The 22,957-nt window shown below is 69.6% G+C and carries 22 protein-coding genes; 11 read left to right on the forward strand and 11 right to left on the reverse strand.

Translation table 11 applies throughout. The features are described from left to right. Positions 1–14: 14 nt before the first annotated feature. Positions 15–820, forward strand: a protein-coding gene (locus JYJ93_RS28185; RefSeq protein ID WP_206797224.1) for an IS5 family transposase whose coding sequence is annotated in 2 segments (ribosomal slippage) — positions 15–360 and positions 360–820 — 807 coding nt in all. Because the reading frame shifts where the segments join, the coding sequence is not laid out codon by codon here. A gap of 11 nt (positions 821–831) precedes the next feature. Here the strand turns inward: JYJ93_RS28185 and JYJ93_RS28190 are convergent. Continuing rightward, a complete protein-coding gene (locus JYJ93_RS28190; RefSeq protein ID WP_206797227.1) occupies positions 832–1,080 on the reverse strand; it encodes a hypothetical protein in 249 nt (82 codons plus the stop codon). Between the two features lie 300 nt (positions 1,081–1,380). Here JYJ93_RS28190 and JYJ93_RS28195 point away from each other — a divergent pair, with 300 nt between their 5' ends. The 5 genes from JYJ93_RS28195 to JYJ93_RS28215 all read left to right on the forward strand — a co-directional run bounded on the left by JYJ93_RS28195 (position 1,381) and on the right by JYJ93_RS28215 (position 5,374). After that, positions 1,381–2,172, forward strand: coding sequence for a hypothetical protein (locus JYJ93_RS28195; RefSeq protein WP_206797230.1), 792 nt, complete (start codon positions 1,381–1,383; stop codon positions 2,170–2,172). A gap of 129 nt (positions 2,173–2,301) precedes the next feature. Next, on the forward strand, positions 2,302–2,778 hold the full coding sequence (locus JYJ93_RS28200) for an EVE domain-containing protein (RefSeq protein ID WP_206797231.1): 477 nt from the start codon (positions 2,302–2,304) through the stop codon (positions 2,776–2,778). Further along, entirely contained in the window at positions 2,775–3,365 is a 591-nt protein-coding gene (locus JYJ93_RS28205; protein ID WP_206797233.1) for a DUF4291 domain-containing protein, read from the forward strand. Before JYJ93_RS28200 ends, JYJ93_RS28205 begins: the two co-directional genes overlap by 4 nt. A 40-nt stretch (positions 3,366–3,405) precedes the next feature. Beyond that, the gene (gene pheA, locus JYJ93_RS28210; RefSeq protein ID WP_206797235.1) at positions 3,406–4,548 is read left to right on the forward strand and encodes a prephenate dehydratase; all 1,143 of its coding nucleotides are present in this window, start codon (positions 3,406–3,408) and stop codon (positions 4,546–4,548) included. Next, on the forward strand, positions 4,541–5,374 hold the full coding sequence (locus JYJ93_RS28215; RefSeq protein ID WP_206797237.1) for a prephenate dehydratase: 834 nt from the start codon (positions 4,541–4,543) through the stop codon (positions 5,372–5,374). The genes pheA and JYJ93_RS28215 overlap by 8 nt, the downstream gene beginning before the upstream one ends. Here JYJ93_RS28215 and JYJ93_RS28220 read toward each other — a convergent pair. Next, positions 5,364–6,500, reverse strand: a complete 1,137-nt coding sequence (locus tag JYJ93_RS28220) for a 3-deoxy-7-phosphoheptulonate synthase (protein ID WP_206797246.1) — start codon at positions 6,498–6,500, stop codon at positions 5,364–5,366. The genes JYJ93_RS28215 and JYJ93_RS28220 overlap by 11 nt on opposite strands. A 96-nt stretch (positions 6,501–6,596) precedes the next feature. Next, entirely contained in the window at positions 6,597–7,163 is a 567-nt protein-coding gene (locus tag JYJ93_RS28225) for a tetratricopeptide repeat protein (RefSeq protein ID WP_206797257.1), read from the reverse strand. A 259-nt stretch (positions 7,164–7,422) separates the two neighbouring features. Here JYJ93_RS28225 and JYJ93_RS28230 point away from each other — a divergent pair, with 259 nt between their 5' ends. Further along, positions 7,423–9,030 carry a Na+/H+ antiporter gene (locus tag JYJ93_RS28230; RefSeq protein WP_206797259.1) on the forward strand — a complete coding sequence of 536 codons (1,608 nt, stop codon included), beginning with the start codon at positions 7,423–7,425 and terminating at the stop codon, positions 9,028–9,030. A 3-nt stretch (positions 9,031–9,033) separates the two neighbouring features. Here JYJ93_RS28230 and JYJ93_RS28235 read toward each other — a convergent pair whose 3' ends face one another. From JYJ93_RS28235 to JYJ93_RS28250, 4 genes are all read right to left on the reverse strand, one after another. Continuing rightward, complete coding sequence (locus tag JYJ93_RS28235; RefSeq protein WP_206797264.1) at positions 9,034–9,837, reverse strand: NAD-dependent epimerase/dehydratase family protein; 804 nt, start codon at positions 9,835–9,837, stop codon at positions 9,034–9,036. 112 nt (positions 9,838–9,949) lie between these two features. Further along, positions 9,950–11,611, reverse strand: coding sequence for a sigma-54 dependent transcriptional regulator (locus JYJ93_RS28240; protein ID WP_206797265.1), 1,662 nt, complete (start codon positions 11,609–11,611; stop codon positions 9,950–9,952). A 46-nt stretch (positions 11,612–11,657) separates the two neighbouring features. Beyond that, entirely contained in the window at positions 11,658–12,611 is a 954-nt protein-coding gene (locus tag JYJ93_RS28245; RefSeq protein WP_206797267.1) for a diguanylate cyclase, read from the reverse strand. Positions 12,612–12,731: 120 nt separating this feature from the next. Beyond that, a complete protein-coding gene (locus tag JYJ93_RS28250) occupies positions 12,732–13,010 on the reverse strand; it encodes a glutaredoxin family protein (RefSeq protein ID WP_206797270.1) in 279 nt (92 codons plus the stop codon). A gap of 21 nt (positions 13,011–13,031) precedes the next feature. Between JYJ93_RS28250 and JYJ93_RS28255 the strand changes: the two genes are divergently transcribed. Continuing rightward, on the forward strand, positions 13,032–14,225 hold the full coding sequence (locus JYJ93_RS28255; RefSeq protein ID WP_206797272.1) for a DUF4388 domain-containing protein: 1,194 nt from the start codon (positions 13,032–13,034) through the stop codon (positions 14,223–14,225). Positions 14,226–14,235: 10 nt separating this feature from the next. Here JYJ93_RS28255 and JYJ93_RS28260 read toward each other — a convergent pair whose 3' ends face one another. After that, positions 14,236–15,762: a penicillin-binding transpeptidase domain-containing protein gene (locus JYJ93_RS28260; protein WP_206797276.1), complete on the reverse strand. Its 1,527-nt coding sequence runs from the start codon at positions 15,760–15,762 to the stop codon at positions 14,236–14,238. Positions 15,763–15,932: 170 nt separating this feature from the next. Between JYJ93_RS28260 and JYJ93_RS28265 the strand changes: the two genes are divergently transcribed. After that, a complete protein-coding gene (locus tag JYJ93_RS28265) occupies positions 15,933–16,799 on the forward strand; it encodes an ABC transporter permease (protein WP_277989486.1) in 867 nt (288 codons plus the stop codon). Then, on the forward strand, positions 16,796–17,707 hold the full coding sequence (locus tag JYJ93_RS28270; protein WP_206797280.1) for an ABC transporter ATP-binding protein: 912 nt from the start codon (positions 16,796–16,798) through the stop codon (positions 17,705–17,707). Before JYJ93_RS28265 ends, JYJ93_RS28270 begins: the two co-directional genes overlap by 4 nt. 19 nt (positions 17,708–17,726) lie before the next feature. On the opposite strand, the gene JYJ93_RS28275 is transcribed toward JYJ93_RS28270, so the two are convergent. Continuing rightward, positions 17,727–17,957 carry a sulfurtransferase TusA family protein gene (locus JYJ93_RS28275; protein WP_014395774.1) on the reverse strand — a complete coding sequence of 77 codons (231 nt, stop codon included), beginning with the start codon at positions 17,955–17,957 and terminating at the stop codon, positions 17,727–17,729. A gap of 251 nt (positions 17,958–18,208) precedes the next feature. Between JYJ93_RS28275 and JYJ93_RS28280 the strand changes: the two genes are divergently transcribed. Continuing rightward, complete coding sequence (locus tag JYJ93_RS28280) at positions 18,209–20,164, forward strand: thioredoxin domain-containing protein (protein WP_206797285.1); 1,956 nt, start codon at positions 18,209–18,211, stop codon at positions 20,162–20,164. An 89-nt stretch (positions 20,165–20,253) separates the two neighbouring features. Here the strand turns inward: JYJ93_RS28280 and JYJ93_RS28285 are convergent, their stop codons facing one another. Both JYJ93_RS28285 and JYJ93_RS28290 read right to left on the reverse strand, forming a co-directional pair. Then, complete coding sequence (locus JYJ93_RS28285) at positions 20,254–20,640, reverse strand: RidA family protein (protein ID WP_120564408.1); 387 nt, start codon at positions 20,638–20,640, stop codon at positions 20,254–20,256. Between the two features lie 81 nt (positions 20,641–20,721). Further along, entirely contained in the window at positions 20,722–22,941 is a 2,220-nt protein-coding gene (locus JYJ93_RS28290; RefSeq protein WP_206797286.1) for a bifunctional (p)ppGpp synthetase/guanosine-3',5'-bis(diphosphate) 3'-pyrophosphohydrolase, read from the reverse strand. Between the last annotated feature and the right edge of the window lie 16 nt (positions 22,942–22,957).

Here is a 22,957-nt window from a genome sequence, read left to right on the forward strand (position 1 = left end):
CCAGGTTGAGGGGCATGGTCCGCGAACTCGTCCCCGACGCCTTCTGGCAGCGCGTGGCACCGCTGCTGCCGCCGCCCCGGCCCAAGAAGAAACTGGGCCGTCCTCGGGCGGATGACCGCGCGGCGCTGGAAGCCATCGTCTTCGTGCTCCGAAGTGGCATCCCTTGGGAGATGCTGCCTCGCAAGCAGTTCGGCCTGTCGGGCATGACGGCCTGGCGCAGGCTGGAGGAATGGACCCGGGCTGGCGTGTGGGAAAAGCTCCAGGCGCGATTGCTGGATGAACTGGGCCTGCGCGGCAAGGCGGACTTCTCCCGCGCCGCTATCGACTCCTCGTCCGTCCGGGCGTCAAAAAGGGGGCCCTCACGGGCCCAAGCCCGACGGATAGAGCGAAGGCGGGTAGCAAGCATCATCTTCTCGTAGACGCCCAGGGGCTGCCGCTCACCGAGTCCGTGACGGCCGCCAACGTCCACGACACGCACGAACTTTTCCCGCTCGTCGACTCCGTGCCTGCGGTGCGGATGCCTTCGGGGCAGCGCCGCTTCCGCCCGGGAAAACTCCACGCCGACAAGGCCTACGCCTCCAGGAAGAACCGGAGCGGGCTTCGTCTACGCAGCATTGCCGCCCGCATCGCGCGTCCCGGCGTTGAGTCCAAGGAAAGGCTCGGACGCTACCGATGGGTCGTGGAGCGCACGCTGGCCTGGAAGAACCAGTTGCGCCGCCTTCGCGTCCGCGACGAGCGCAGGGACGATGTCCACTTCGGCTTTCTCGTCCTCGGCTGCTGCATCATGCTCCTACGACGCCTGTGTCCTGGCATTTGTTAGGAGCTGTAAGACTACGGGTCAATCTCTCTCAAGAGGCGCACGAAGCTCGCATCAGAAGCCAACTGCGTACGCGTCTCCCAGTCGAGTTGCCTCTGTTCGTTCGGAGGCGCCGACGCTCGCGAGGCCAGCACAGAAAAGCGCCGTGCCTGGATCTCCACGACGTCCTTGTCCCGGTCCCTCAGCACGGGTTCCCCGGTCGCGCCCACGGGCAGCACGGTGGAGAACGAATAGGACAGGAGCCCTGCGCTCGTGGTTTCCATGGGGAACTCCACGACGATCCAGCATCCCGTCGGGACCCGAGCTTCCTGGAAGGGCCAGGTCACCGCCCCCAGGTCGTGAAAGCACAGCCAGACCCTGCGGAGCTCCGTGTCAGCTGTCTCGCTGAGGGGCGAGTCCAGGTCGAGCACCAGCCCCCAGGGGAGTACGTCCCACCGGATCGCCGTGACCCGCGAGCCTTGCGCGATTCCGATTCTCTCGGCGCCATCAAGCACCACTACCTCTTCAGCCATGGTTTCGTTACTCCCTGTAAAGTGGTGGAGGACGCCGCTTCGGGGGGAAACATGCTCAAGCTCATCCGGCACATCCTCAACGGCAACGCATTGACGGCCCTGGCCATCCTTGTCGTGGTCCTCCTGGTGTGGTGGGTGTTCTCCCTCGTCACCGCGTCCACGACCGGACACGCACCACCGGAGCCAGCCGACCCTTCTGGCTCGCCGGGCTACGCGAAGGTGGCGCTGGGGCTTCTCGCGGCGGCTCTGGAGATGTGGGGGCTGTTCGCGCTCAGCAACAGCGATGGGCCTCCTGCTCCCAAGGGTGGGCTCCTCCACGTCGTGGCCACGGGCCAACAACCTGACCGCGACATCGTCCTGCGCGTGGATGACCAGCCCGTGGCGCCGGTGCTCCACGTCGACCATCACCTCGCGTTTCCGGTCCCCAGCGGTCGCCATGCGGTCTTCCTGAAGGACTCGGCCGTCGACGGTTCCCGCGACTTCGAGGTCGATATCCGCGAGGGCGATGCCCTCATGCTGTCCGTCCATCCGGACCTTTGCACCGTGCAGATCGACATGTCGGCCCTGACCTACGGCCGACCCTCGCGCTCCACTCCGACACCGCTAGAGGGCGTCGTCATCCGGCCCCTGCCCGTGGTGGGGGTGTTCACCCGGACGGAGCGCCCCATGCCGCTTCCTCCGGGAGCAGTCCTCTCCTTCAACGAGCTGCCGGATGCACTCTCCCCAGGGCTGAGCGCCAGCATCCTGCTCCCCTCCCCTGCACCATGTCCCAGAACGACCGGACCCTCTGGGCCGAGGCGCGGAAACGCTTCCCCGGACTCGACGACGCCGCACGGCGCGTAGGCTACACGGAAGCGGACCCCACACGGCGTGAAGTCGCTGCGATGGACGAGGAGCGGCTCTTCGAACTCTTCAAGCAACAGGGCGCGGCGCTGGCGCGCAAAACGCCCCCGTGAGCTAGGGTGCGCCGCCATGGCGACTCCGCGGTACTGGTTGATCAAGAGCGAGCCCTCCGTCTACGCGTACGCGAAGCTGGAGGAGGACGGCAGGACGGAGTGGACGGGCGTGCGCAGCTTCGAGGCGCGCAACAACATCCGGGCCATGACGCCTGGGGACCTGTGCCTCTACTACCACTCCAATGAGGACAAGGCCGTCGTCGGCGTGGCGTGCGTCCTCTCCAAGCCGGGCCCCGACCCCACCGCTCCCGGCGAGGACTGGGCCTCCGTGGACGTGGGCCCCGTGGTCGCGTTCACCACGCCGGTGACGCTGGCCACCATCAAGGCCACGCCCGCGCTCAAGGACTTCCCGCTCATCACCCGCAGCCGTCTCAGCGTCACGCCCACTCCGGTCGAGCATTTCAAGCTCGTCCTCGAGATGGGCAAGACGAAGCTCCCGAAGACCTCCGCTGCCAAACCCAAGCCGAAGGCCAAATCCAGAGCAACCCCATGAGCACAGCCCGCGAAGTCCGCGCCGACTTCGACCGAGCCACCATCGTCGTGTATCAGGCCTACTCGGACGCCATCGCCGACGTGGCCGTGAAGCAGCAGAAGTTCGGCCCGCCGTTCTCCGTGGGCCGGATGACGTGGATCAAACCCAGCTTCCTGTGGCTCATGCACCGCTCCAACTGGGGCCGCAAGAGCGGCCAGGAGCGCACGCTCGCGGTGCGCATCAAACGCTCCGGCTGGGAGGAAGCACTCGCTGCCGGCGTCCTCACCGGCTTCGAACCCAAGGCCCACGGCTCGCCGGACGCGTGGCGCAAGGCCTTCGACACCGCGCCCGTCCACATCCAGTGGGACCCGGAGCGCAGCTTGCGCGGCGCGGGCCTGCCCCACGACAGCATCCAGGTGGGCTTGAGCCGCGCCGTCATCCAGCGCTTCGTGGACGACTGGACCGTGTCCATCACCGACCTCACGACACTGGTCCAGAAGCTGCGCAAGCACATGGACGACGGCCGCGCGGATCAGGCCACGCGCCACCTGCCGAAGGAGTCCGTCTACCCGGTCCCTCCGGACCTCGCCCGGCGCCTGGGGATGTGAAGGCCCCCGCGCCTTCGACGCGAGTTGTTATGTTCCGGGCATGGCGGACATCCCCTCCCTGGAGACCCTGCGGACCCAAATCGAACGCATCGATGAGGACGTCCTCGATGCGCTCCAGCGGCGCATGGCCCTGGCCGACGATGTGGCGCGCGCCAAGCTGGTGACGGCCTGGCCCTTCCGGGACCCGCAACGCGAGGACCTGCTCCTGCGCAAGCTGCGCGGCCGGGCGGCCGAGCGCGGCCTGGATCCGCACGAAGTCGAGCGCCTCTACCGCGTCATCCTGGACATGTCCGTGGCCCGGCAGCAGGCCCTGGTCACCCGCCTGGACACCACGCCCCTGCGCGTGGGCTACCTGGGCGTCGAGGGCTCCTACAGCCACCTCGCCGCCCGCCAGCGCTACGGCCACCGGCCAGGCGGCGTGCTCCTCACCGGCTTCGACACCGCACGCCAGGCCGTGGAGGCCCTCAAGCAGAGCGAGCAGGACGTGCTCCTGCTGCCCATCGAGAACACCACCGCCGGCAGCATGAATGAGACGTACGACGTGCTCGCCGCGGGCGGCGGCGTCATCACCGGCGAGGTGGTGAGCCAGGTGGACCACCGGCTGCTGGGCGCGAAGGGCGCGAAGGTGGAGGACCTGCGCGAGGTGCTCTCCCATCCGCAGGCCCTGGCGCAGTGCGAGGACTTCCTGCGCACGCACGTGCCCTGGGCGCGCGCCGTGCCGGGGCCGGACACCGCCATCGCGGCGCAGATGGTCGCGGACCGCAACGACCCGACCGTGGCCGCCATCGCCAGCGAGTCCGCGGCGGGCCGCTTCGGGCTCGTGGTGCTCGCCAGCAACCTGCAGCCCGCCGGCGCGGACTTCACGCGCTTCGTGGAGGTGTCGCGCCAGCCCACGCCGCTCGCGCCGGACGTGCCGTGCAAGACGTCGCTGCTGGTGGTGCTGGAGCACCGCCCGGGCGCCCTGGGCCAGGTGCTGCAACGGCTCACGCAGCGCGGGGTGAACCTCTCCAAGCTGGAGTCGCGCCCCATCCCCGGGGCGCCGTGGAAGTACCGCTTCTACCTGGACGTGGAGGGCCACGCCGCGTCCGCCTCGGTGACGGCGGCGCTGGAGGACCTGCGCCCGCTCACGTCGTCGCTGCGCGTGCTGGGCACCTATCCGCGCGCGGAGCCCATCGATGGCTGATGCCGCCCCACGCCGCATCGCCTTTCAAGGTGAGCGCGGCGCGTACGGCGACGAAGCCACGGGCGCCCTCTTCGGCGCCTCCGTGACGCGCATCCCCTGCCCCACCTTCCGCGCCGTCTTCGAGGCCGTGGCCGAAGGCACGGTGGATGGCGCCGTGGTGCCCATGGAGAGCGCGCTCGCGGGCCCCGTGGCGGAGGTGGTGGACCTGCTCCTGGAGTTCACGCCGGCCCTCTCCGGCGAGCTGCGCCTGCCCGTGCGCCACTGCCTTCTCGCGCCGCCGGGCCGCACGCTGGAGGGCCTCACGCGCGCGCTGTCCCATCCGCAGGCGCTGGCGCAGTGCGGAGGATGGCTGCGAAAGCACCACCTGCACCCCGTCCCCGAGGCGAACACCGCCGTGGCGGCGCGGCGCGTGGCCCAGGAAGCGCTGGAGGGCACGGCGGCCATCGCCAGCCGGACCGCGGCGGAGCTCTACGGCCTCACCGTGCTCGCGGAGGGCATCGCGGACTCGCCGGACAACGCCACGCGCTTCCTCGCGGTGGGCCCGGCCGTGCCGCCGAAGCTGGGTTCGCGGTGGAAGACGTCCCTGGTGCTTACGCTCGACAACGGCCCTGGCGCGCTCGCGGGCGTGCTCACGGCCTTCGCCGCGCACGGGGTGAACGTCGCGCGACTGGAGTCGAGGCCCGGCGGCGTCCGCGCATGGGACTACCGCTGGTGCCTGGACGTGGAGGGCGCGGTGGACTCCGCGCCCGTGAAGGCGGCCCTGGCGGAAGCCCGGAGCGCGTGCACGTCGCTCCGGGTGCTGGGCAGCTACGCGCTCAGCGACTGAGGGCCTGGGCCGGGGCGGTGGCCTGCGTCCCGTCGCCGTTGCGCACGGCCTCCGTGTACGCGGTGCGCACGATGTTCGTGTAGCGCTGGAGCGCGGCCAGTTGCTCCAGGCGCAGCGCCTGCGGCCCGTCGCACAGCGCCTTCTCCGGCGTCGGGTGGAAGTCCACCAGCACCATGGACGCGCCCGCGATGAGGCCCTGGCCAATGGCGTGGAAGATGTCCGGCAGCCCGTCCGGCGGGGCCTCCGCGCGGCCAATCGCGTGCGAGGGGTCCACGCACACCGGCATGCGCGTGAGGCGGCGCACCACCGGCACGTGCGCGAAGTCCACCATGTTGCGGTGCGGGTCGCCCAGGTGCGTCTTCACGCCGCGGAGGCAGAAGACGATCTTCGGGTTGCCCTCGCTGGCCACGTACTCGCACGCGTTGAGGGACTCCTCCAGCGTGATGCCCATGCCGCGCTTGAAGAGCACCGGGAAGGTGCGCTGCTGGCCAATCACCTTGAGCAGCTCGAAGTTCTGCGCGTTGCGCGTGCCCACCTGGAGCATCACGCCCGTGGGCGCTCCCGACTTCTTCAGCGCGTCGTTGATCTCGTCGATGTGGCGCGGGTGCGTCACCTCCATCGCGATGACCTTGATGCCGTGCTTGCCCGCGGAGTCGAACACCCAGGGCAGGCACTTCGCGCCCAGGCCCTGGAACTCATACGGGTTGGTGCGCGGCTTGTACGCGCCCATGCGCGTGGTGGTGATGCCGCAGCGAGCGAGCGCCGCCATCATCGCGTCCACGCTCTCCAGCGAATCCACCGCGCACAGGCCGGCGAACAGGTTCACCGAGCTGTCGCCGAAGCTGACGCCGTTGTAGTCGAAGCCCGCCGTGGTGCGCTGGCCACCGTGCCGGCCGATGATGCGGTACTTCTGCGAGACGCGGACCACCTGACGCACGCCGGGAAGCTGCTGGAACGGCTCCAGCGGCACCTGCGCGGTGGAGCCCAGGAGGTACAGCTCCGTGATGGTGGACTCGGCGCCCTGGACCACATGAGCACGCGGGGTGACGCCCTCGTACTGCGAAGCGAGTTGGAGGACGGCGTTCACGACGGATTCCGGGGAATCCGGCTCGAGCATCACGATCATGCGAAGGGTTCTCCTGGGTGGGGGGGCCGCTTCGGCATTCAACACCGGCCTCCCACCCTTTCCCTCCGCTTTTGTAAAACTTTGATGAGAGCGGCCTCAAGAGGAGGCGGGGCGCAGCCGGGTCGCCAGCTGGGTGTAGTGCTCCCGCTGGGTAGGGTCGCCCAGGTGCTCCCACACGTCCGCCAGGGCCTTGGCCGCCTCCACGTAGGCGGGCGACAGCTCCAGGGCCAGTTCGAAGACCTGACGGGCCAGCCGGTAGCGGGCCTTGTCCGGCCGCCGGCCCTGGGTCAGGAGCGCGTTACCCAGGTGGTAGATCTCGATGGCGGCGGCCTCGCGGTAGCCGGGGGTGGGGTTGAGTTGAACCGCCCGGTGCATCAGGAGGGAGGCGGCCTCCGGCTCACCCAGCTCCAGTTGGCAGAGCGCGGCCTCGCGGTGGGGGTCCGCCGCGGAGGGATCCAGCTCGATGGCGCGCTGGAAGCCCTTGAGGGCCTCCTCGGTGCGCCCCAGCTGCTTGAGGGCGAAGGCCTTCGCGGTGAGCGCGGGGAAGTGGCGTGGATCCACGGCGAGGACCTGGTCGAACGACTGGACCGCGGCCTCGTGGTTGCCGGCCATGGAGCGGTGGACGCCCTCGTTGAACGACGCCAACAGCAACGACCTGGACATCTTCGGTTCCCCCATGGGACTGGGTTCGCAAGGCGGCGCGCTTCACGCGGCCCGAAAGCGCAAGCCTGTCACCGGGGGCCCACGCCTCGCAAAGGTGCGCCCCATTTCCGGCTGATGGCACCCATCGCGTCCGGCTGATGACGCGGGCGGCCTCCGCCGGGACGCGGGGTTCCTCCGTCCGGAATTCGCCACTGTCCCCCGCGGGCCCTCCTGCGCTACGTCGCCGGAAGTCCAGGGTGGACTGCTCCCCGAGGCCCTCATGCTGGTGTTCGAGATCGTCATCGCGCTCTTGCTGGGAGGCGCGGGACTGGCGGCGCTGTCCCGGCGGCTCGGCACGCCCTACCCCGCGCTGGTGGCGCTCGCCGGGGCGGTGCTGGCGCTGGTGCCGGGCAGTCCGGAGCTGGTGTTGGATCCGGAGCTGGCGCTCACCCTGTTCGTCGCGCCGGTGCTGCTGGACGCGGCGTTCGACGCGTCTCCGCGCGACTTGCGCGCGAACTGGCGGCCGGTGGCGAGCCTGGCCCTGGGGGCGGTGGTGCTCACGGTCATCGCCGTCGCGGTGGCGGTGAGGTGGATGGTCCCGTCGATGCCCTGGGCCGCGGCCATCGCGCTGGGCGCCATCGTCGCGCCCCCGGACGCGGCGGCGGCCACGGCGGTGCTGAAGCAGCTCAAGCCCCCGCACCGGCTGATGGTCATCCTGGAGGGCGAAAGCCTCTTCAACGACGCGAGCGCCCTGCTCATCTACCGGCTCGCGCTGGGGGCCGTGGCCGCGGGCGGCGTGCTGGGCTGGAGCGCGGTGCCCACGCTGCTCGTCGTCACGGTGGCCAGCGTGCTCCTGGGCCTCGTGCTGTCGCGGGTGAGCCTGCGCATCAACGCCAGCGTCGAGGACGTGTCCACGGCGGTCATCACCCAGTTCGGCAGCACGTTCGCGGTGTGGATCCTCGCGGAGCGGCTGCACCTGTCCGGCATCCTGACGACGGTCGTCTATGCGATGACCATCTCCCGCACGGCCTCCGTGGTGACGCCCGCGCGGATCCGCATCCCGTCCTATGCCGTATGGGAGGTGGCGACGTTCGTGTTGAACGTGCTGGCCTTCGTGCTCGTGGGCTTCCAGTTGAAGGGCATCGTCGCGCGCTTCGACCGGGAGACGTGGTGGGAGTACACGGCCATCGCGGCGGTGGTGACGGTCGCGGCCATCCTCGCGCGCATCGCCTGGGTGATGGGGGCGGCGGCGTTCAACCGCTGGCGGCAGCGCCAGTCGAAGTCCAGCACCGTCACGCTCTCGCCGGGCGCGGCCGTGCTGGTGGGCTGGTGCGGGATGCGAGGCATCGTGACGCTCGCGGCGGCGCTGGCGCTGCCCACGGGGCATGACGGGGTCGCCGCCTTCCCCTACCGGGACCTCATCCTCTTCACGTCGTTCTCCGTGGTGCTGGGGACGCTCGTGGTGCAGGGGATGACGCTCAAGCCCCTGATGACGCGGCTGAAGCTGGACGACGACGGCGAGGTGGACCACGAGGTGCGGCTCGCGCGGGTGGAGACGCTGCGCGCGGGGCTGGAGGCCACGCAGGACTCGCCGGGCACGGAGCTGGCGACCCTGGTCCGGCGCCGGTACGAGCTTCAGTTGCGGCGCGCGCGCCAACTCCTGGACGAGCACGTCCTCGTGGGCACCGCGAGCCCCAGCTCTCCCTGGGGTCCCCCCACCGCGGACGCGGAGATGGTGCGCACCGCGATGGCCGCGAGCCGGCGGAAGCTGGCGGAGCTCCGGGCCACCGGCACCATCGGGGACGCGGCGTTCCAGCAGGTGGAGCAGGAGCTGGACTGGTCGGAGCTCGACCTGCAACAGATCCTCCGGGCGGAGTCACCCGAGTAGTGCTCAGCCGCGCGCCTCCTCCTCCATGGCGGCGAGGAACCCGGTGGTGAAGTCCGGGTAGCGTGGCGTCCAGCCCAGGGCCTCCAGCTTCGCGGCGCTGATGGCGCGGTCGCCGCGCAGGGATTCATGGAGGGACTCGAAGGGCACGCGCGGCGGCATGGGCAGGCCCATCTGCTGACAAAGATAGGAAGCCGTCTCCTCCTGCGTCGCGGGCCGGCGGTCGGCCACGCAGTAAACCTCGCCAGGCGCGCCGCGTTCGAGCACCACGCGCACCGCGTCCACCAGGTCATCCACGTGGATGCGGGACAGGCGTCCCCCACCCGACTCCGGGATGCGCAGCGTGCCCGCCTTCAAGCGTCCGGAAGTCCCGCGCCCCGGGCCGTAGATGCCCGCGATGCGCATGACGCTCGCACCCAGGGGCAGGAAGACGTCCTCCGCATCCAGGCGCGCGCGGGAGACCGGGGAGGTCCGGTCGACCGGCGTGGACTCGTCCACGTGTCCACGAGCGGAGCCATAGACGCCGGTGGACGACAGGTAGACGAGCCGCGAGGGCCGCGAGCGGGACAGTGCCTCCGCGAAGCGGGCATCCAGCCCGGCATCCGGAGGAACGGAGTCCACGACGTGCGCGCCCGCTGCCCGTGACAGCGCGTCATCCATGGACACCACGCGGACGCCCGCGCCCTCCAGCACCGAGCGCCGAGCGGCATCCCGGGTCGTGGCCAGGACCTCCCGGCCCGCGCGGGCCTCCGCCACCGCGAAGCGCGTGAGCGTGTAACCACAGCCAAGCAGGAGGAGCGGAGCGGTCATGGCCCCCCGCGATACCGGGCAACACCCGCTCCGCGCAAGGCCCGCACAAAGGGAACAGCCCTCCTCCCGTCATCCGGAAGAAGGGCCGTCACCTCACTTCGTCAGTCGCGGCTCAGAACTCCGCGCTCGCGCGCGGGTCGATGATGCCGCACTCCTTGATCTTGTAGAGCAGCGCCTTGTAGCTGATGCGCAGCTTGCCCGCCGCGCGGCGCTTGTTCCACGCGGTGCGCTGGAGCATCGCGAGGATGGCCTCGCGCTCCGCGAGCATCGCCGCGCGCTTGCCGATGTCCTTGAGCGACAGCTCCCCGGCAGGAGGCGGCGGGGGCGGAGGCTGCGGCGCATCGAACGGATTCGCGTAGCGCTGCGGCGCCACGGCGTTGAACGGAGTGGCCTCCGCCACCGGGACCGGCGTCATCACCGCGCCGCGCGCGGGCATCTCCAGCACCTGCACCCCCGAGCCCGACGCCATCGAAGACATGGCCGGAGGAGCCGCGAAGACGCGGGCGGACTCGTCCACGTGGCGCGACGGAGGCGGCATGAAGTCGTCCCCACCGCCGAACGACGTGGGCAGCGACGGGGCGCTCGCCGGAGCACGGCCACCGGCGTGGATTTCGTCCAGCACCAGGGTCGGGTCCTTCAGCACGCACAGCCGGCGGACCATGTTCTCCAGCTCGCGCACGTTGCCCGGCCACTCGTAGTCGCTGAACGCGTGGAGCACCTCCGAGGGCAGCTCGGACACGTTCGTCATGAAGCCCTTACCGTACTTCTTGAGGAAGTGGTCGGTGAGCGGCACCACGTCCTCGCGGCGCTCGCGAAGGGGCGGCAGGCGGATGGCCACCACGTTGAGGCGGTAGTACAGGTCCTCGCGGAAGTTGCCGAGCGCGATCTCCTTCTCCAGGTCGCGGTTCGTCGCCACCACCACGCGGCTGTCCACGCGGACGCTCTTCTTGCCGCCGACGCGGAAGAACTCCTCGTCCTGCAGCACCTGGAGCAGCTTCGCCTGGAGGCGGATGGCCATCTCGCCAATCTCGTCCAGGAAGATGGTGCCCTGATCCGCCAGCTCGAACTTGCCCGGCTTCTCCGCCGTGGCACCCGTGAAGGCGCCGCGCTCGTGGCCGAACAGCTCGCTCTCCAGGAGCTCACCCGGCAGCGCCGCGCAGTTCACCTTGATGAACGGCCGGCCATGGCGCTGGCTGCGCGCGTGGATCTCCCGGGCAATCACTTCCTTGCCCGTGCCGGACTCACCCAGCAGCAGCACCGGCACGTCCGTGTCCGCGATGCGCTCCACCAGCGCACGCGCGCGGCGCATGGCCGGCGACGTGGAGATGAGCACGCGGGCCTCGGCCGCGGCCTCCGCGGACGTCAGCACCACGCGGGGCGCGGGCGCGGTCGCCTGACGCTCCGGCACGCGGGTCCCCAGGGCGCGCGCGAGCACGTCCTGCAGCTCGTCGTTGCCAAAGGGCTTCGCCAGATAGTCGGAGGCGCCCATCTTCAGCGCGCGCACCGCGTCGTCCGCGCCCGACAGCGCGCTCAACACGATGACCGGCGCGGTGCCGCCCGTGCTCCGGTAGCGGCGCAGCACCTCCAGACCACTCATCTCCGGCATCACCACGTCCAGCAGCACCGCGTCGAACGAGCCGCCAGAGAGCATCTCCAGCGCCTGCGAGCCGCTCGACGCACAGCGCACCTGGTAGCCCGAGCTGCCCAACAGCTCGGACAGGAACGTGCGCACCGACTCCTCGTCATCCACCACCAGCACCGCGATCCGATCCATCCCCACGCCTCCGCTCGCCCTGTGCATCAAACCCTCGTGAACTGAATCAAACCGACATCAGACGGGCCGGACCGGCAGCCCGCCGAAGCTCGCGTGTACGCCTCAAGGTCTGCAGTGCCGCGCCCAACAACTGGGTGGGAGCCCCCACCGTGTCCGGGAAGCTCACCGCCCCCAGCTCCAGCGCCGTGCGCACCACGCGACCCTCCATCTGGAACCGGGCGGCCTCGAACCGGGCCTCCACCCGCGCCAGCACCTCCGGCACCGACTCCGCGGGCGTGCCCGGCAGCAGCATGGCGAACTGACTGTCGCCCACCCGCGCCACCGCGTCGGCCTCGCGCACCGTCTGCCCCAGCACCACCGCGCTGTAGACGAGCAGCCGCTCCGCCATGCTCTTTCCGTGCTCCTTGCGAAGCGCGCTCCACCCCGTCACCTCCGCCGCCACCACCGAGAATGTCCCGCCGTAGCGCTCCGTCCGGCGGGCCTCCAGCCCGATGATGGCCAAGAGGAAGGGCCGGTTGTAGAGCCCCGTCACCGGGTCGTGCAGCGCCAGCGCCGTGCCGGCCTCCTCACCCGTGGCCGCGCGCTCCACCGACTGCTTGAGCCGCATCTGCGCGTGCAGCTTCATGGACAGCTCCGCGCCATCCACCGTGCGCGGCACCACGTCCACGCACTGCCCCTTCTCCACGCAGAAGCGCCACGCGTCCCGGTCGTGTGAATCCACCAGGTACATCATCGGCACCGTGCCCTTGCCCACCTGACGCAGGCGCCGCGCCGTCTGGATGGCCGCGAAGTCCGGCGGCTGCGCGGCCAGCAGCACCGCGTCCGGGCGGATCACCTCGAACAGGGGCACCGCCGCGTCGAAGCGCGTCAGGGGCACCACGCGGAAGCCGGACTCCCCCAGCAGCGCCCGGGTGCGCTCCAGGTCCTCCGCGCGAGGCTCCACCAGCAACACCGTGGGAGGCTGGCCCGACTTTCCCGCTCGCTTGCGCTTCACACCCACCGCCGTGCCCTCCCTTCCAGCATTTTCTTCCCCACCACCCTGCCTGCCTGCCCAGATTTACAGCCCCGCTACTTTCGCGCCCTACGTATCCCCTTGGATTTCTTAGGGGAGGGCACTTCGTTACCCATCCTGGCCCACGGTTTTAGCAATGGGTATGCCATTCATCACCTCGCGGATCCGGACTTCCAGGGTCTCCGCGTCGACGCGATGCTTGAAGGCGGGCACCCCATCGATGAGGACCACGGGGATGTCGTAACGCCACGCCTCGAAGAGGTCCGGGCTCTGGAGGATGTCGGTGACGTAGAGCTCGAACGGCAGCCGGGTCCTCACCTCTTCGACCACGGCGAGGGCCTTCTCACAGAGGGAACACCGGGGTTTCGAGTAGATATCGACTCGCATGCGTTGCAGGATGGGCGCTCGATGCGCGGCGTGTGTGGTGATTTTTCGACGATGCCCCTCAAGGACCTGGTCGTCCACCTCGGGAATCGCCGGGCCACCGGCACCCTGAACGTGGAGCGGGGAGACGTGCGCAAGCAGCTCCTCTTGCGCGACGGCAACGTCATCACCGCCAGCTCCAACCAGCCCCGCGAGTACTTCGGCCAGTTCCTGATCAACCAGGGCCACCTGACGGAGGACCAGTTGGAGCGCGCGTTCTCCACGCAGGCGGAGACGCACATCCTGCTGGGGAAGATCCTGATCATGACGGGCACGGTGTCGGAGGCCACCGTGCGCACGGTGCTCTCCCACAAGTTCCGGGAGATGCTGCTGGACGCCTTCACCTGGGAGGAAGGCGGCTTCGACTTCCGCCCCACGGACGCGGCGCCGGAGCTGGAGGGCCTGGACGTCAGCGTGGACCTGCTGGACGTGCACCGCGAGGGCGAGTTCCGCGAGACGGCGTGGCAGGCCATCCGCGCGGTGTTCCCCTCCGGCCGCGTGCGCCTGGAGGTGGACGAGCGCAAGCTGACGGACCGCAAGGCCGGCAGCATGGACGAGCGCATCGTGCAGCTCGCGAAGGAAGGCCTCAGCATCGACGGGATGGCGCTGGCGCTGCACGCCACCGACTTCTTCCTCTACCAGCGGCTGTACGCGCTCTACCGGCAGGACGCGCTGCGGGTCTCCGACGAGGCCCCCCTGCCCTCCCCGGAGCCCGGCGCGAACACCGTCGTCGTGGTGGAGGAGGACGAGGACGACCTGGACTCGGGCGGCGTCATCGGCTCCGAGTCCTCCTCCGACGAGGTGCTCCAGGCCGCCCAGCTCTTCCTGGACGCGGGCAACCTGCGCGATGGTGAAGCGCTGGCCCGGCGCGCGCACGAGATCGCGCCCACCGAGCACACCACGAAGCTGCTGCGCGACGCGGAGGGCCGGCTGCTCACGGAGCTGCGCAAGGCGCTGATGGAGCCGTCGCGGGTGCCGGCGCTGATGGTGACGCCCGCGCACCTGAAGACGCTGCCCCTGACGTCACCGGAGCGCTACCTGCTGTCGCGCATCGACGGGCGGCGGGACGTGGCCGCCATCGTGCACGTGTCGCCCCTCCAGGAGCTGGAGGCGCTGAAGTTCTTCCAGGGCTTCGTGGACACGGGGCTGGTGAAGCTCACCGCGCGCCCGCTGTCCTGACGTTCGCGCCTCAGTGCTTGCCGGCGGCGCCCGCGGGGGCCGTCACTTCCACGGGCGCGGGGATGCGCTCCAGCGCCAGGCGCAGGGCCTCGCGGCCCAGGTACGAGCCGCGGATGCGCCACTTCGGGTCGTTCACGATGAGGGCGGCCACGGCCACGCGCGGGTTGTCCTTGGGCGCGAAGCCCACGAACCACGAGTAGTCGCGGAAGGGCTCGCGGTCCGCGAGCGTGCCCGTCTTGCCCACCGCGTCCTTCACCTGGAAGCCGCGCTCGCGGAACACGCCGCGCGCGGTGCCGTGGGTGACGGTCTCCTCCAGCATGCGCGTGAGCTCGTGCGCGGCGGTGGGGGTGAGCACGGGCTCCGGCTCCGGCAGGGGCATGAAGGGCTCCGGCTCCACCAGCACGGGGTCCACCCAGCGGCCCTCGTTGGCGGCCACGGACGCCAGCAGCGCGCCGTGCAGCGGGGACAGGTACACGTCACCAAAACCCGCGCCGGTGTTGGCGAGCGCGAAGCCATCCTCCGGGATGTACGCGAGCGACACGTCCAGCGGCTGGGCGAAGGGGATCTCGCGGTTGAAGCGCAGCCGCGCCGCCATGCGCTTGAGGGCGTCCGCGGTCAGGTGCTTGCTGGTCATCTTGGCGAAGATGACGTTGGCGCTCTTGCCCATGGCCAGCGCCAGCGAATAGCAGGCGCCGTCGCGCTCGGTGTCCTCCAGCTGCCGCTCGTTGAGGCGCCGCTTGCCGCCGTGGAAGCACGCCTCGGTGTCGGGCGACACGCCGGCCTCCAGGAGCGCGCTGCCGGTGACGATCTTGAAGATGCTCGCGGCCGGGTACACCGCGCGGATGGGCAGCCCGCGCAGCTCCGGCTTCGCCTCCGAGTGCTCCGCCATCGCGAGCACGCGGCCGGTGGAGGGCTCCAGCACCACCGCGGCGCCGTAGGGCACCTGGTAGTTCTGCATGATCTTCGTGAGGGACGCCTGGAGGCCGGGGTCGATGGTGAGCACCTGATCCGGCGCGCTCTTGCCACCCTTCACCACCAGCTTGTTGCCCTCCAGCTTCGCGCGGGCCACCAGGTCCTGCGCGCGCGGCAGGCCCTGGAGCTTGCCGAACGGCGGAGCCTTCTCCCGCGAGGGCACCGGCATCGGAGGCACCATCCCGGGCTCCAGCGCGGAGGCGTCCTTCGCGGCCAGCGCCTCCGCCAGCGCGCGGGCATCCACGGGACGTGGGTCCTCGGTCGGAGCGGTCGCCACGGCTTCACCGGCGGTCCCGGAGTCTGGAGCCTGCGCGACGGTCCCCGCGTCCGGCGAAGCCGAAGCCTGGGTGCCGCGCTGCTCGGACTCCACCTTCTCCACCAGCGCACGGGCGCCCACGGGCCCCGCGTCCGTTCCCAGGGCGCTCACCGACCGCGCCAGGGCCTGGGCATCCGACGGGGAGGCGGGTGACGGCGCGGTGTTCGCGTCCGGCCCGGGCGCGGAGGCGCCCAGCAGCAGCGTGAGGGGGAACAGTGGCAGGGCGGCGAGGAGGCGGCGAATCGTCATGCTTCAGGGCTCTCCTTGGGGGGCAGGGAGCAGGCCGCCGGATCCTAGTCGCTGAGGGCGCGCTGTCCACGGCTTGCCTCCTCGACTGCTGCCTTCGTCCGCCAGATTCCTGGGAAGGTGCCCGGAGGTCCAGTAGGGTCCTGTGCACCTTGGACGGACTCAAAGAGACATTGGTGATCTGGGCAGCCGAGCTGCGTCGGGCCATGAAGAGCGGCCGGGCCATCGTGCTGCTCGGGCTCTACAGCATGTTCTCCGCGCTGGTGCTGCTCGTCGTGGGCTTCGTCACCCGGGAGTTGCAGGCCCAGGTGAACGCGAAGCTCGCCGAATCCGGCGGCGACTCGGAGATGGCCACGCAGGCCGCGGAGCAGATGCACCAGGGGGTGCTGGGCTTCCTCGCCAGCAACGACGCCGCGATGATGGAGGCGCTGGCGAAGGTGCCCATCGTGGTGCTCATCGTCTTCAAGATCAGCCTCTTCTTCCTGCCCGCCTACATCGCGCTGATGGGCTTCGACCAGGTGAGCGGCGAAGTGGGTCCGCGCTCCATGCGCTACCTCACGGTGCGCGCGCGCCGCTCGTCGGTGCTCCTGGGCAAGTTCCTCTCCCAGGCCACGCTGCTGGTGGGGCTGGTGCTGATCATCGACCTGGCCATCTTCATCTACGCGCGCATCATCAACGACGACTTCGCCTTCGGGGTGCTGGTGCTCAACCTGCTGAAGTTCTGGAGCGCCACCATCGTCTTCTCGCTGGCGTACGTGGCCCTCACCACCCTGTGCTCCAGCCTCTTCCGCAGCCCCGCGGTGAGCCTCGTCTTCAATTTCATCCTGCTCTTCGTCTTCTGGCTGATGGACTCCGTGGGGCGCGCCGTCAGCGAGGAGAACGTGCTGCGCTTCCTGCGCTACCTGTCCCCGTCGTACTACTCGGGCAACCTGCTGCACCCGAGGCTCGCCGAGTTCGCCATGAGCGGCGCGGCCTACGTGGCCTTCGCGGCCGTCTTCCTCTTCGGCGCCTACGGCGTCCTGCGCGCGAGGGACCTGTGAGCGACCTGGCCATCCAGCTGAACAACGTCTCCAAGCGCTTCGGCCCCAAGGTCGCCGTCAACGCGGTGAGCCTCCAGGTGCGGCAGGGGGAGGTCTTCGGTCTCATCGGCCCCAACGGCGCCGGCAAGACCACGACCTTCTCCATGATGTGCGGCTACCTCTACCCGTCCGAGGGCTCGCTCCAGGTGATGGGCGTGTCCCCCACCGCGCCCGGCGCCCTCAAGGGCCGCGTGGGCGCGCTGCCCCAGGACGCGGTGCTGCCCCCCGGCTGGGAGGTGGGCGCGCTGCTCATGTACTGGGCCCGCCTGTCGGACCTGCCCCAGCCGGAACACGAGGCCCGCGGCGCCCTGGAGAAGGTGGGCCTGATGGAGGCCTGGAAGGTCCAGACGCAGGCGCTCAGCCACGGCATGGCCAAGCGCGCCGCCATGGCCCAGGCCCTGATGGGCCGCCCGCCGCTCGTCCTCCTGGACGAGCCCACCGCCGGCCTGGATCCGCGCATCGCCGCGCAGGTGCGTCAGGTCATCAAGGACATGAAGGGCACGCAGACGGTGGTCGTCTCCAGCCACAACCTCCAGGAGCTGGAGGAGCTGTGCGACGCGGCGGCCATCCTCGACAAGGGCACGCTCGCCCAGGCCGGCACCATGTCGGAGCTCACCGGCCAGGGCGCCGAGTTCCGCGTCCAGATCGCCCGGGGCGACGTCATCATCCCCGAAATCACCTCGCTGCCCGGCGTCACCGACGCGCGCATGGAGGGCCCGGACGTGCTGCGCGTGCGCTTCGACGGCCAGGCCCACAAGGCCGAGGAGGTCATCAGCCGCACCGTCGGCCACCTCCTCCAGCACCAGGTGCTCATCCTCGGCGTCAGCCGCGGCCGCCGCCTGGAGGACCGCGTCCTTCAGCTGCTGTAGGCCCGCGCCCCACGGACGCTCACCCCGCCTTGCGCACCCAGCCCACATAGTGGGCGCCCCGGCGCTCCATGCGGACCAGCTCGTTGCCCGTCGCGTCGCACCAGGCGGGCAGGTCCGCCTCCAGCCCACGGTCGGTGGAGACGAGCTCCACCAGCGTCCCGGGCGCGAGGCGCCGCATCGCCTTGGCGATCTCCAGGATGGGCACCGGACAGAGGGCCCCGGACGTATCCACGCGCACACCGGCTTCCATTCGCGCGCATCCTTTCATGGCGCCTGGAACGCTGGCGGCGAAAGTGGCACGACACGCGCGCTGAGAGGGAATTTTGGTGTCCCCAGCGTCGTTGTCCGCCCCTTCGAGGCCTCTGGATATCGGGCGGACGCAGGCGGTCATCGCGGCTTGCGTGTCTGGAATTCCCTCTGTTAAGTACCCCGCCCTTTCCCTACCCAGACACCCGCTTGGGGCCCGGAGTCGGACCTATGGCGCAGGAGCATTCCCAACCCATGAAGCCCAATGTCATCGTGGCCCTGCTGGTCGGCCTGGTGCTCGGGTTCGTTGGCGGCCGTGCCGCCACCGGCTCGAAAACCACCACCGGCAATACGCCGTCCGTCGCGCAGGCTGCCAACAAGCCCGCGCGCGCCGTGGACCCCACCGTCTTCAAGGTGCCCGTGGACGGCGCCCCGACGAAGGGCAGCGTCAACGCGCTCGTCACCATCGTGGAGTTCTCCGACTACGAGTGCCCGTTCTGCAGCCGCGCGCACAACACCGTCGAGCAGCTCCAGAAGGACTACGGCAACAAGCTGCGCGTCGTGATGCGCCAGAACCCGCTGTCCTTCCACCCGCACGCCCGTCCCGCGGCCCTCGCGGCGCTCGCGGCCGGTGAGCAGGGCAAGTACTGGGACATGCACGACCTGCTCTTCGCCAACAACAAGAAGCTGGATGCGGAGAGCCTGGAGGGCTACGCCAAGCAGATCGGCCTGGACGTGGCGAAGTGGAAGGCGGACATGGCGGATGAGCGCCTGGGCGCCACCATCGACAAGGATTCGGCCCTGGCCCAGCAGATGGGCGCCAGCGGCACGCCGGCCTTCTTCATCAACGGCCGCTTCCTCTCCGGCGCGCAGCCCATCGACAACTTCAAGGCCCTCATCGACGAGGAGCTCGCCAAGGCCGAGGGCCTGGTGAAGAGCGGCGTCGCGCCGTCGCAGGTGTACGCGCGCACCATCGAGAAGGGCGTCGACCGCGCCCCGGCCCGCCCCTCCCAGCCGCAGGCGGAGCCCCCCGCCGCCGCGAAGAAGATTGAAATCCCCTCGGACTCCCCCTCCTTCGGCCCGGCCACCGCGAAGGTGACCATCGTCGAGTGGTCGGACTTCGAGTGCCCGTTCTGCAGCCGCGCGGTGCCGACGCTCAACAAGATCAAGGAGACCTACGGCAAGGACGTGCGCGTGGTGTTCCGCCACCAGCCGCTGCCCATGCACTCGCACGCGAAGCTCGCGGCGCAGGCTTCCATGGCCGCCCACGAGCAGGGCAAGTTCTGGGAGATGCACGACAAGCTCTTCGCCAACCAGCGCGCCCTGGAGCGCGGTGACCTGGAGAAGTACGCCCAGGAGCTGGGCCTGGACATGAACAAGTTCAAGGCCGCCCTGGAGTCGAGCAAGATCTCCGACAAGGTGTCCGCGGACTCCTCCGCGGGCATGGCGGTGGGCGCCAACGGCACCCCGGCCTTCTTCATCAACGGCCGCTTCCTCTCCGGCGCGCAGCCCTTCGAGGCCTTCAAGCCCCTCATCGACCAGGAGATCGCCAAGGCCGACAAGGCGCTCGCCGCCGGCACCAAGGCGGAGGACCTCTACGCCAAGCTGAACCAGGACAACGTGAACGCCGCTCCGGCCGCCCCCGCGGCGCCCGCCGAGCCGGCCGTGCAGAAGGTGGAAGTGGGCAACGCCCCGGTGCGCGGCCCGAAGAACGCGCCCGTCACCATCGTCGCCTGGTCCGACTTCGAGTGCCCCTTCTGCAGCCGCGCCGTGCCGACCCTCGAGCAGGTGGAGAAGGTCTACAAGGGCAAGGTGAAGATCGCCTTCAAGCACCAGCCCCTGCCCTTCCACCAGAACGCGAAGCTCGCCGCCGTGGCCTCCATGGCCGCGAACGAGCAGGGCAAGTTCTGGGAGATGCACGACAAGCTCTTCGCCAACCAGCGCGCGCTGGACCGCGCCAGCCTGGAGAAGTACGCCGAGGAGCTGAAGCTGAACGTGCCCAAGTTCAAGGCGGACCTGGACTCCGGCAAGTTCGACAAGCAGATTGAAGCGGACATGGCGGACGGCTCCGCCAAGGGCGCCAACGGCACCCCGACGTTCTTCATCAACGGCCGCACGCTGGTGGGTGCGCAGCCCTTCGAGGCCTTCAAGAAGGTCATCGACGAGGAGCTGAAGAAGGCCGGCGTGGCGATGGCGGCGGAAGCGAAGTAGCCCTCCCCCGCTCCTGAAGCACCCAAGGCCGTCGGCTCCCACAGCGGGAACCGGCGGCCTTCGTGTTTCAGCGGGTGCCCGGTGGGACTTCAGGACACGGCGATGGCGTCGATCTCCACCTGGGAGCCGCGCGGCAGCGCGGACACCTGCACGGTGGCGCGGGCCGGCGGCGAGCCGGAAAAGGCGCGGGCGTACACCTCGTTCACCTTGGCGAAGTCGCCCAGGTTGGTGAGGAAGATGGTGCAGCGCACGACGTGGCTGAAGTCCAGGCCGCTGGCGGCGAGCACGGCCTGCAGGTTCTTCATCACCTGCTCGGCCTGCGCGACGACGTCACCGGGGACGAGCTCCATCGTCTTCGGGTCCAGGGGAATCTGGCCGGACAGGAACGTCATCTTCCCGGCGTCCACCTGCACGGCCTGGGAGTAGGGGCCAATCGCCTTGGGGGCGTCGTCGGAGTGGATTGCCTTGCGCGCCATGCAGCACACCTCGCGTTGAGGCGGCCCTCCCAAAGGGGACGAGGGCCGCGGGTCCGCCGCGGGCTGTAGCACAGGACAGCGCTAGATTCGCTCGACGGAGTAGACGCCCGTCAACCGCTCGATGGAGCGCATCAGGTCCGTCAGCTGCTTGAGGTCGGAGATGGTGACCTCGAAGGTGTTGACGGCCCGGTCATCCCCGGTGGCCCGGCAGTTCGCCTGGGAGATGTTGACGCTCTTCTTGGAGAACGTGTTGGTGATGTCCGCCAGGAGGCCCGGCCGGTCCGCCGTCAGCACGCGCAGCGTGACGGGCCGCTTGAAGTCGCCCTTCACGTCCCAGGACACGTCCACGCGCCGCTCGGGGTCCGTGGCCAGGGCCTTCTCACACCCCACCGTGTGCACCGTCACCCCCCGCCCGCGGGTGATGAACCCCGCGATGGGGTCCCCGGGAACCGGGTTGCAACAGCGCCCGAAGCGCACCAGCACGTCGTCCACGCCGCCAATCTGGACGCCGCTGCGGCTGTTGCGCCCCACCAGCCGCTTGGCCAGGTCCGTCATGCGCGACAGGCCCGGCAGCATGGAGGCGTTGTTCCCCGAGCCGCTGCCCGTCCCGCCGCCATCCGACGGGCGCGGAGGCGGCTCCGCCTGCGCCAGCTTCTCCTGCGGCACCAGGCGCTGCACCAGCTGCTGCGGCGTCACCTTGCCGTAGCCGATGGCGACCAGCATGTCGTCCTCGACGCGGAAGCCCAGCTCCTCGGCGACCTTCTTCACCTCGCCGGAGCGCATCAGCTTGTTGAAGTTGAGCTGGAAGCGCTTGAACTCGCGGTCCACCAGTTCGCGGCCCAGCTGCAGGCTCTTGTCGCGCTGCTGCTGCTTGATGAAGCCGCGGATGCGCTGCTGCGCGCGGCTCGTCTTGACGAAGGTGAGCCAGTCCTTGGACGGGTGCGCCTGCGGGCTGGTGAGCACCTCCACCGTGTCGCCGTTCTTCAGCTTGTAGCGCAGGGGAACAATCTTCCCGTTCACCTTGGCGCCCACGCACCGGCCGCCCACGTCGCTGTGGATGGCGTACGCGAAGTCCACCGGCGTCGCGCCGCGCGGCAGGCTGCGCACGTCGCCCTTGGGCGTGAAGACGAAGACCTCGTCGGTGAAGAGGTCCACCTTCACCGTCTCCAGGAACTCCTTGGGGTCCTTGAGGTCCTGCTGCCACTCCATCAACTGGCGCAGCCAGGCGAACTTCTCGTCGTCCTTGGAGATGGGCGCGCGGCCTTCCTTGTAGGCCCAGTGCGCGGCGATGCCCTCTTCCGCGATCTTGTGCATCTCCGCGGTGCGGATCTGCACCTCCACGCGCTCGCTCAACGGACCAATCACCGTGGTGTGCAGGGACTGGTACATGTTGGGCTTCGGGATCGCGATGAAGTCCTTGAAGCGCCCGGGCACCGGCTTCCACATCTGGTGCACCATGCCCAGCGCCTCGTAGCAGGAGGGCACCGACGGCGCGATGATGCGGAACGCGATGATGTCGTGGATCTGATCGAAGTCGATGCCCTGCGACTTGATCTTCTTCCAGATGCTGTAGACGTGCTTGAAGCGCCCGCTGACGTCGCCCTTGAGGCCGCGCTCCTGGAGCTTCTCGCGCATCAGGTCGCAGGTGTCCTCGATGTACTTCTCCCGCTCCTTCTTGCGCTTGTTGAGCTGCTCCTCCAGCGCGAAGAACTCCTGGGGCTTCACGTAGCGGAAGGACAGGTCCTCCAGCTCCGTCTTGATCCAGGAGATGCCCAGGCGGTTGGCCAGGGGCGCGTAGATGTCCAGCGTCTCCTGTCCGATGCGGGCCTGCTTCTCCTCGGACATGTGATCCAGCGTCCGCATGTTGTGCGTGCGGTCCGCCAGCTTCACGAGGATGACGCGGATGTCCTGCGCCATCGCGATGATCATCTTGCGGAAGTTCTCCGCCTGCTTCTCCTCCTGGGAGAGCGTCGCGGACGCGGAGAACTTGGACAGCTTCGTCACGCCGTCCACCAGCTGGGCGACCTCCGGGCCGAACAGCTCCGTGAGCTCCTCCGCGGTGGCGAGCGTGTCCTCGATGGTGTCGTGGAGCAGGCCGGTGACGATGGACGCCTCGTCCAGCTTCAGCTCCGCCAGGATGCCCGCCACCTCCAGCGGGTGGATGAGGTAGGGCTCTCCCGACTTGCGGAGTTGCCCCTGATGGACCTTGGCCGAGTAGACGTACGCCTTCTTGATGATGTCCAGGTCGGGGTCCGGGTGGTACGACGCAACCCGCTGCAGGATGTCGTTCAGGCGAATCATCGAGGCGGTGACAATC

This window comes from Corallococcus sp. NCSPR001 (genome assembly GCF_017309135.1).
In the GTDB taxonomy this organism is placed as follows: Bacteria; Myxococcota; Myxococcia; order Myxococcales; family Myxococcaceae; genus Corallococcus.

Excerpts from the sequence above, each read along its gene's own strand:
- JYJ93_RS28190 (WP_206797227.1), bottom strand. The coding sequence starts at position 1,080 with ATGGAAACCACGAGCGCAGGGCTCCTGTCCTATTCGTTCTCCACCGTG.
- JYJ93_RS28195 (WP_206797230.1), top strand. The coding sequence starts at position 1,381 with ATGCTCAAGCTCATCCGGCACATCCTCAACGGCAACGCATTGACGGCC.
- JYJ93_RS28200 (WP_206797231.1), top strand. The coding sequence starts at position 2,302 with ATGGCGACTCCGCGGTACTGGTTGATCAAGAGCGAGCCCTCCGTCTAC.
- JYJ93_RS28205 (WP_206797233.1), top strand. The coding sequence starts at position 2,775 with ATGAGCACAGCCCGCGAAGTCCGCGCCGACTTCGACCGAGCCACCATC.
- pheA (WP_206797235.1), top strand. The coding sequence starts at position 3,406 with ATGGCGGACATCCCCTCCCTGGAGACCCTGCGGACCCAAATCGAACGC.
- JYJ93_RS28215 (WP_206797237.1), top strand. The coding sequence starts at position 4,541 with ATGGCTGATGCCGCCCCACGCCGCATCGCCTTTCAAGGTGAGCGCGGC.
- JYJ93_RS28220 (WP_206797246.1), bottom strand. The coding sequence starts at position 6,500 with ATGATCGTGATGCTCGAGCCGGATTCCCCGGAATCCGTCGTGAACGCC.
- JYJ93_RS28225 (WP_206797257.1), bottom strand. The coding sequence starts at position 7,163 with ATGTCCAGGTCGTTGCTGTTGGCGTCGTTCAACGAGGGCGTCCACCGC.
- JYJ93_RS28230 (WP_206797259.1), top strand. The coding sequence starts at position 7,423 with ATGCTGGTGTTCGAGATCGTCATCGCGCTCTTGCTGGGAGGCGCGGGA.
- JYJ93_RS28235 (WP_206797264.1), bottom strand. The coding sequence starts at position 9,837 with ATGACCGCTCCGCTCCTCCTGCTTGGCTGTGGTTACACGCTCACGCGC.
- JYJ93_RS28240 (WP_206797265.1), bottom strand. The coding sequence starts at position 11,611 with ATGGATCGGATCGCGGTGCTGGTGGTGGATGACGAGGAGTCGGTGCGC.
- JYJ93_RS28250 (WP_206797270.1), bottom strand. The coding sequence starts at position 13,010 with ATGCGAGTCGATATCTACTCGAAACCCCGGTGTTCCCTCTGTGAGAAG.
- JYJ93_RS28255 (WP_206797272.1), top strand. The coding sequence starts at position 13,032 with ATGCGCGGCGTGTGTGGTGATTTTTCGACGATGCCCCTCAAGGACCTG.
- JYJ93_RS28260 (WP_206797276.1), bottom strand. The coding sequence starts at position 15,762 with ATGACGATTCGCCGCCTCCTCGCCGCCCTGCCACTGTTCCCCCTCACG.
- JYJ93_RS28275 (WP_014395774.1), bottom strand. The coding sequence starts at position 17,957 with ATGGAAGCCGGTGTGCGCGTGGATACGTCCGGGGCCCTCTGTCCGGTG.
- JYJ93_RS28280 (WP_206797285.1), top strand. The coding sequence starts at position 18,209 with ATGAAGCCCAATGTCATCGTGGCCCTGCTGGTCGGCCTGGTGCTCGGG.
- JYJ93_RS28285 (WP_120564408.1), bottom strand. The coding sequence starts at position 20,640 with ATGGCGCGCAAGGCAATCCACTCCGACGACGCCCCCAAGGCGATTGGC.
- JYJ93_RS28290 (WP_206797286.1), bottom strand. The coding sequence starts at position 22,941 with ATGATTCGCCTGAACGACATCCTGCAGCGGGTTGCGTCGTACCACCCG.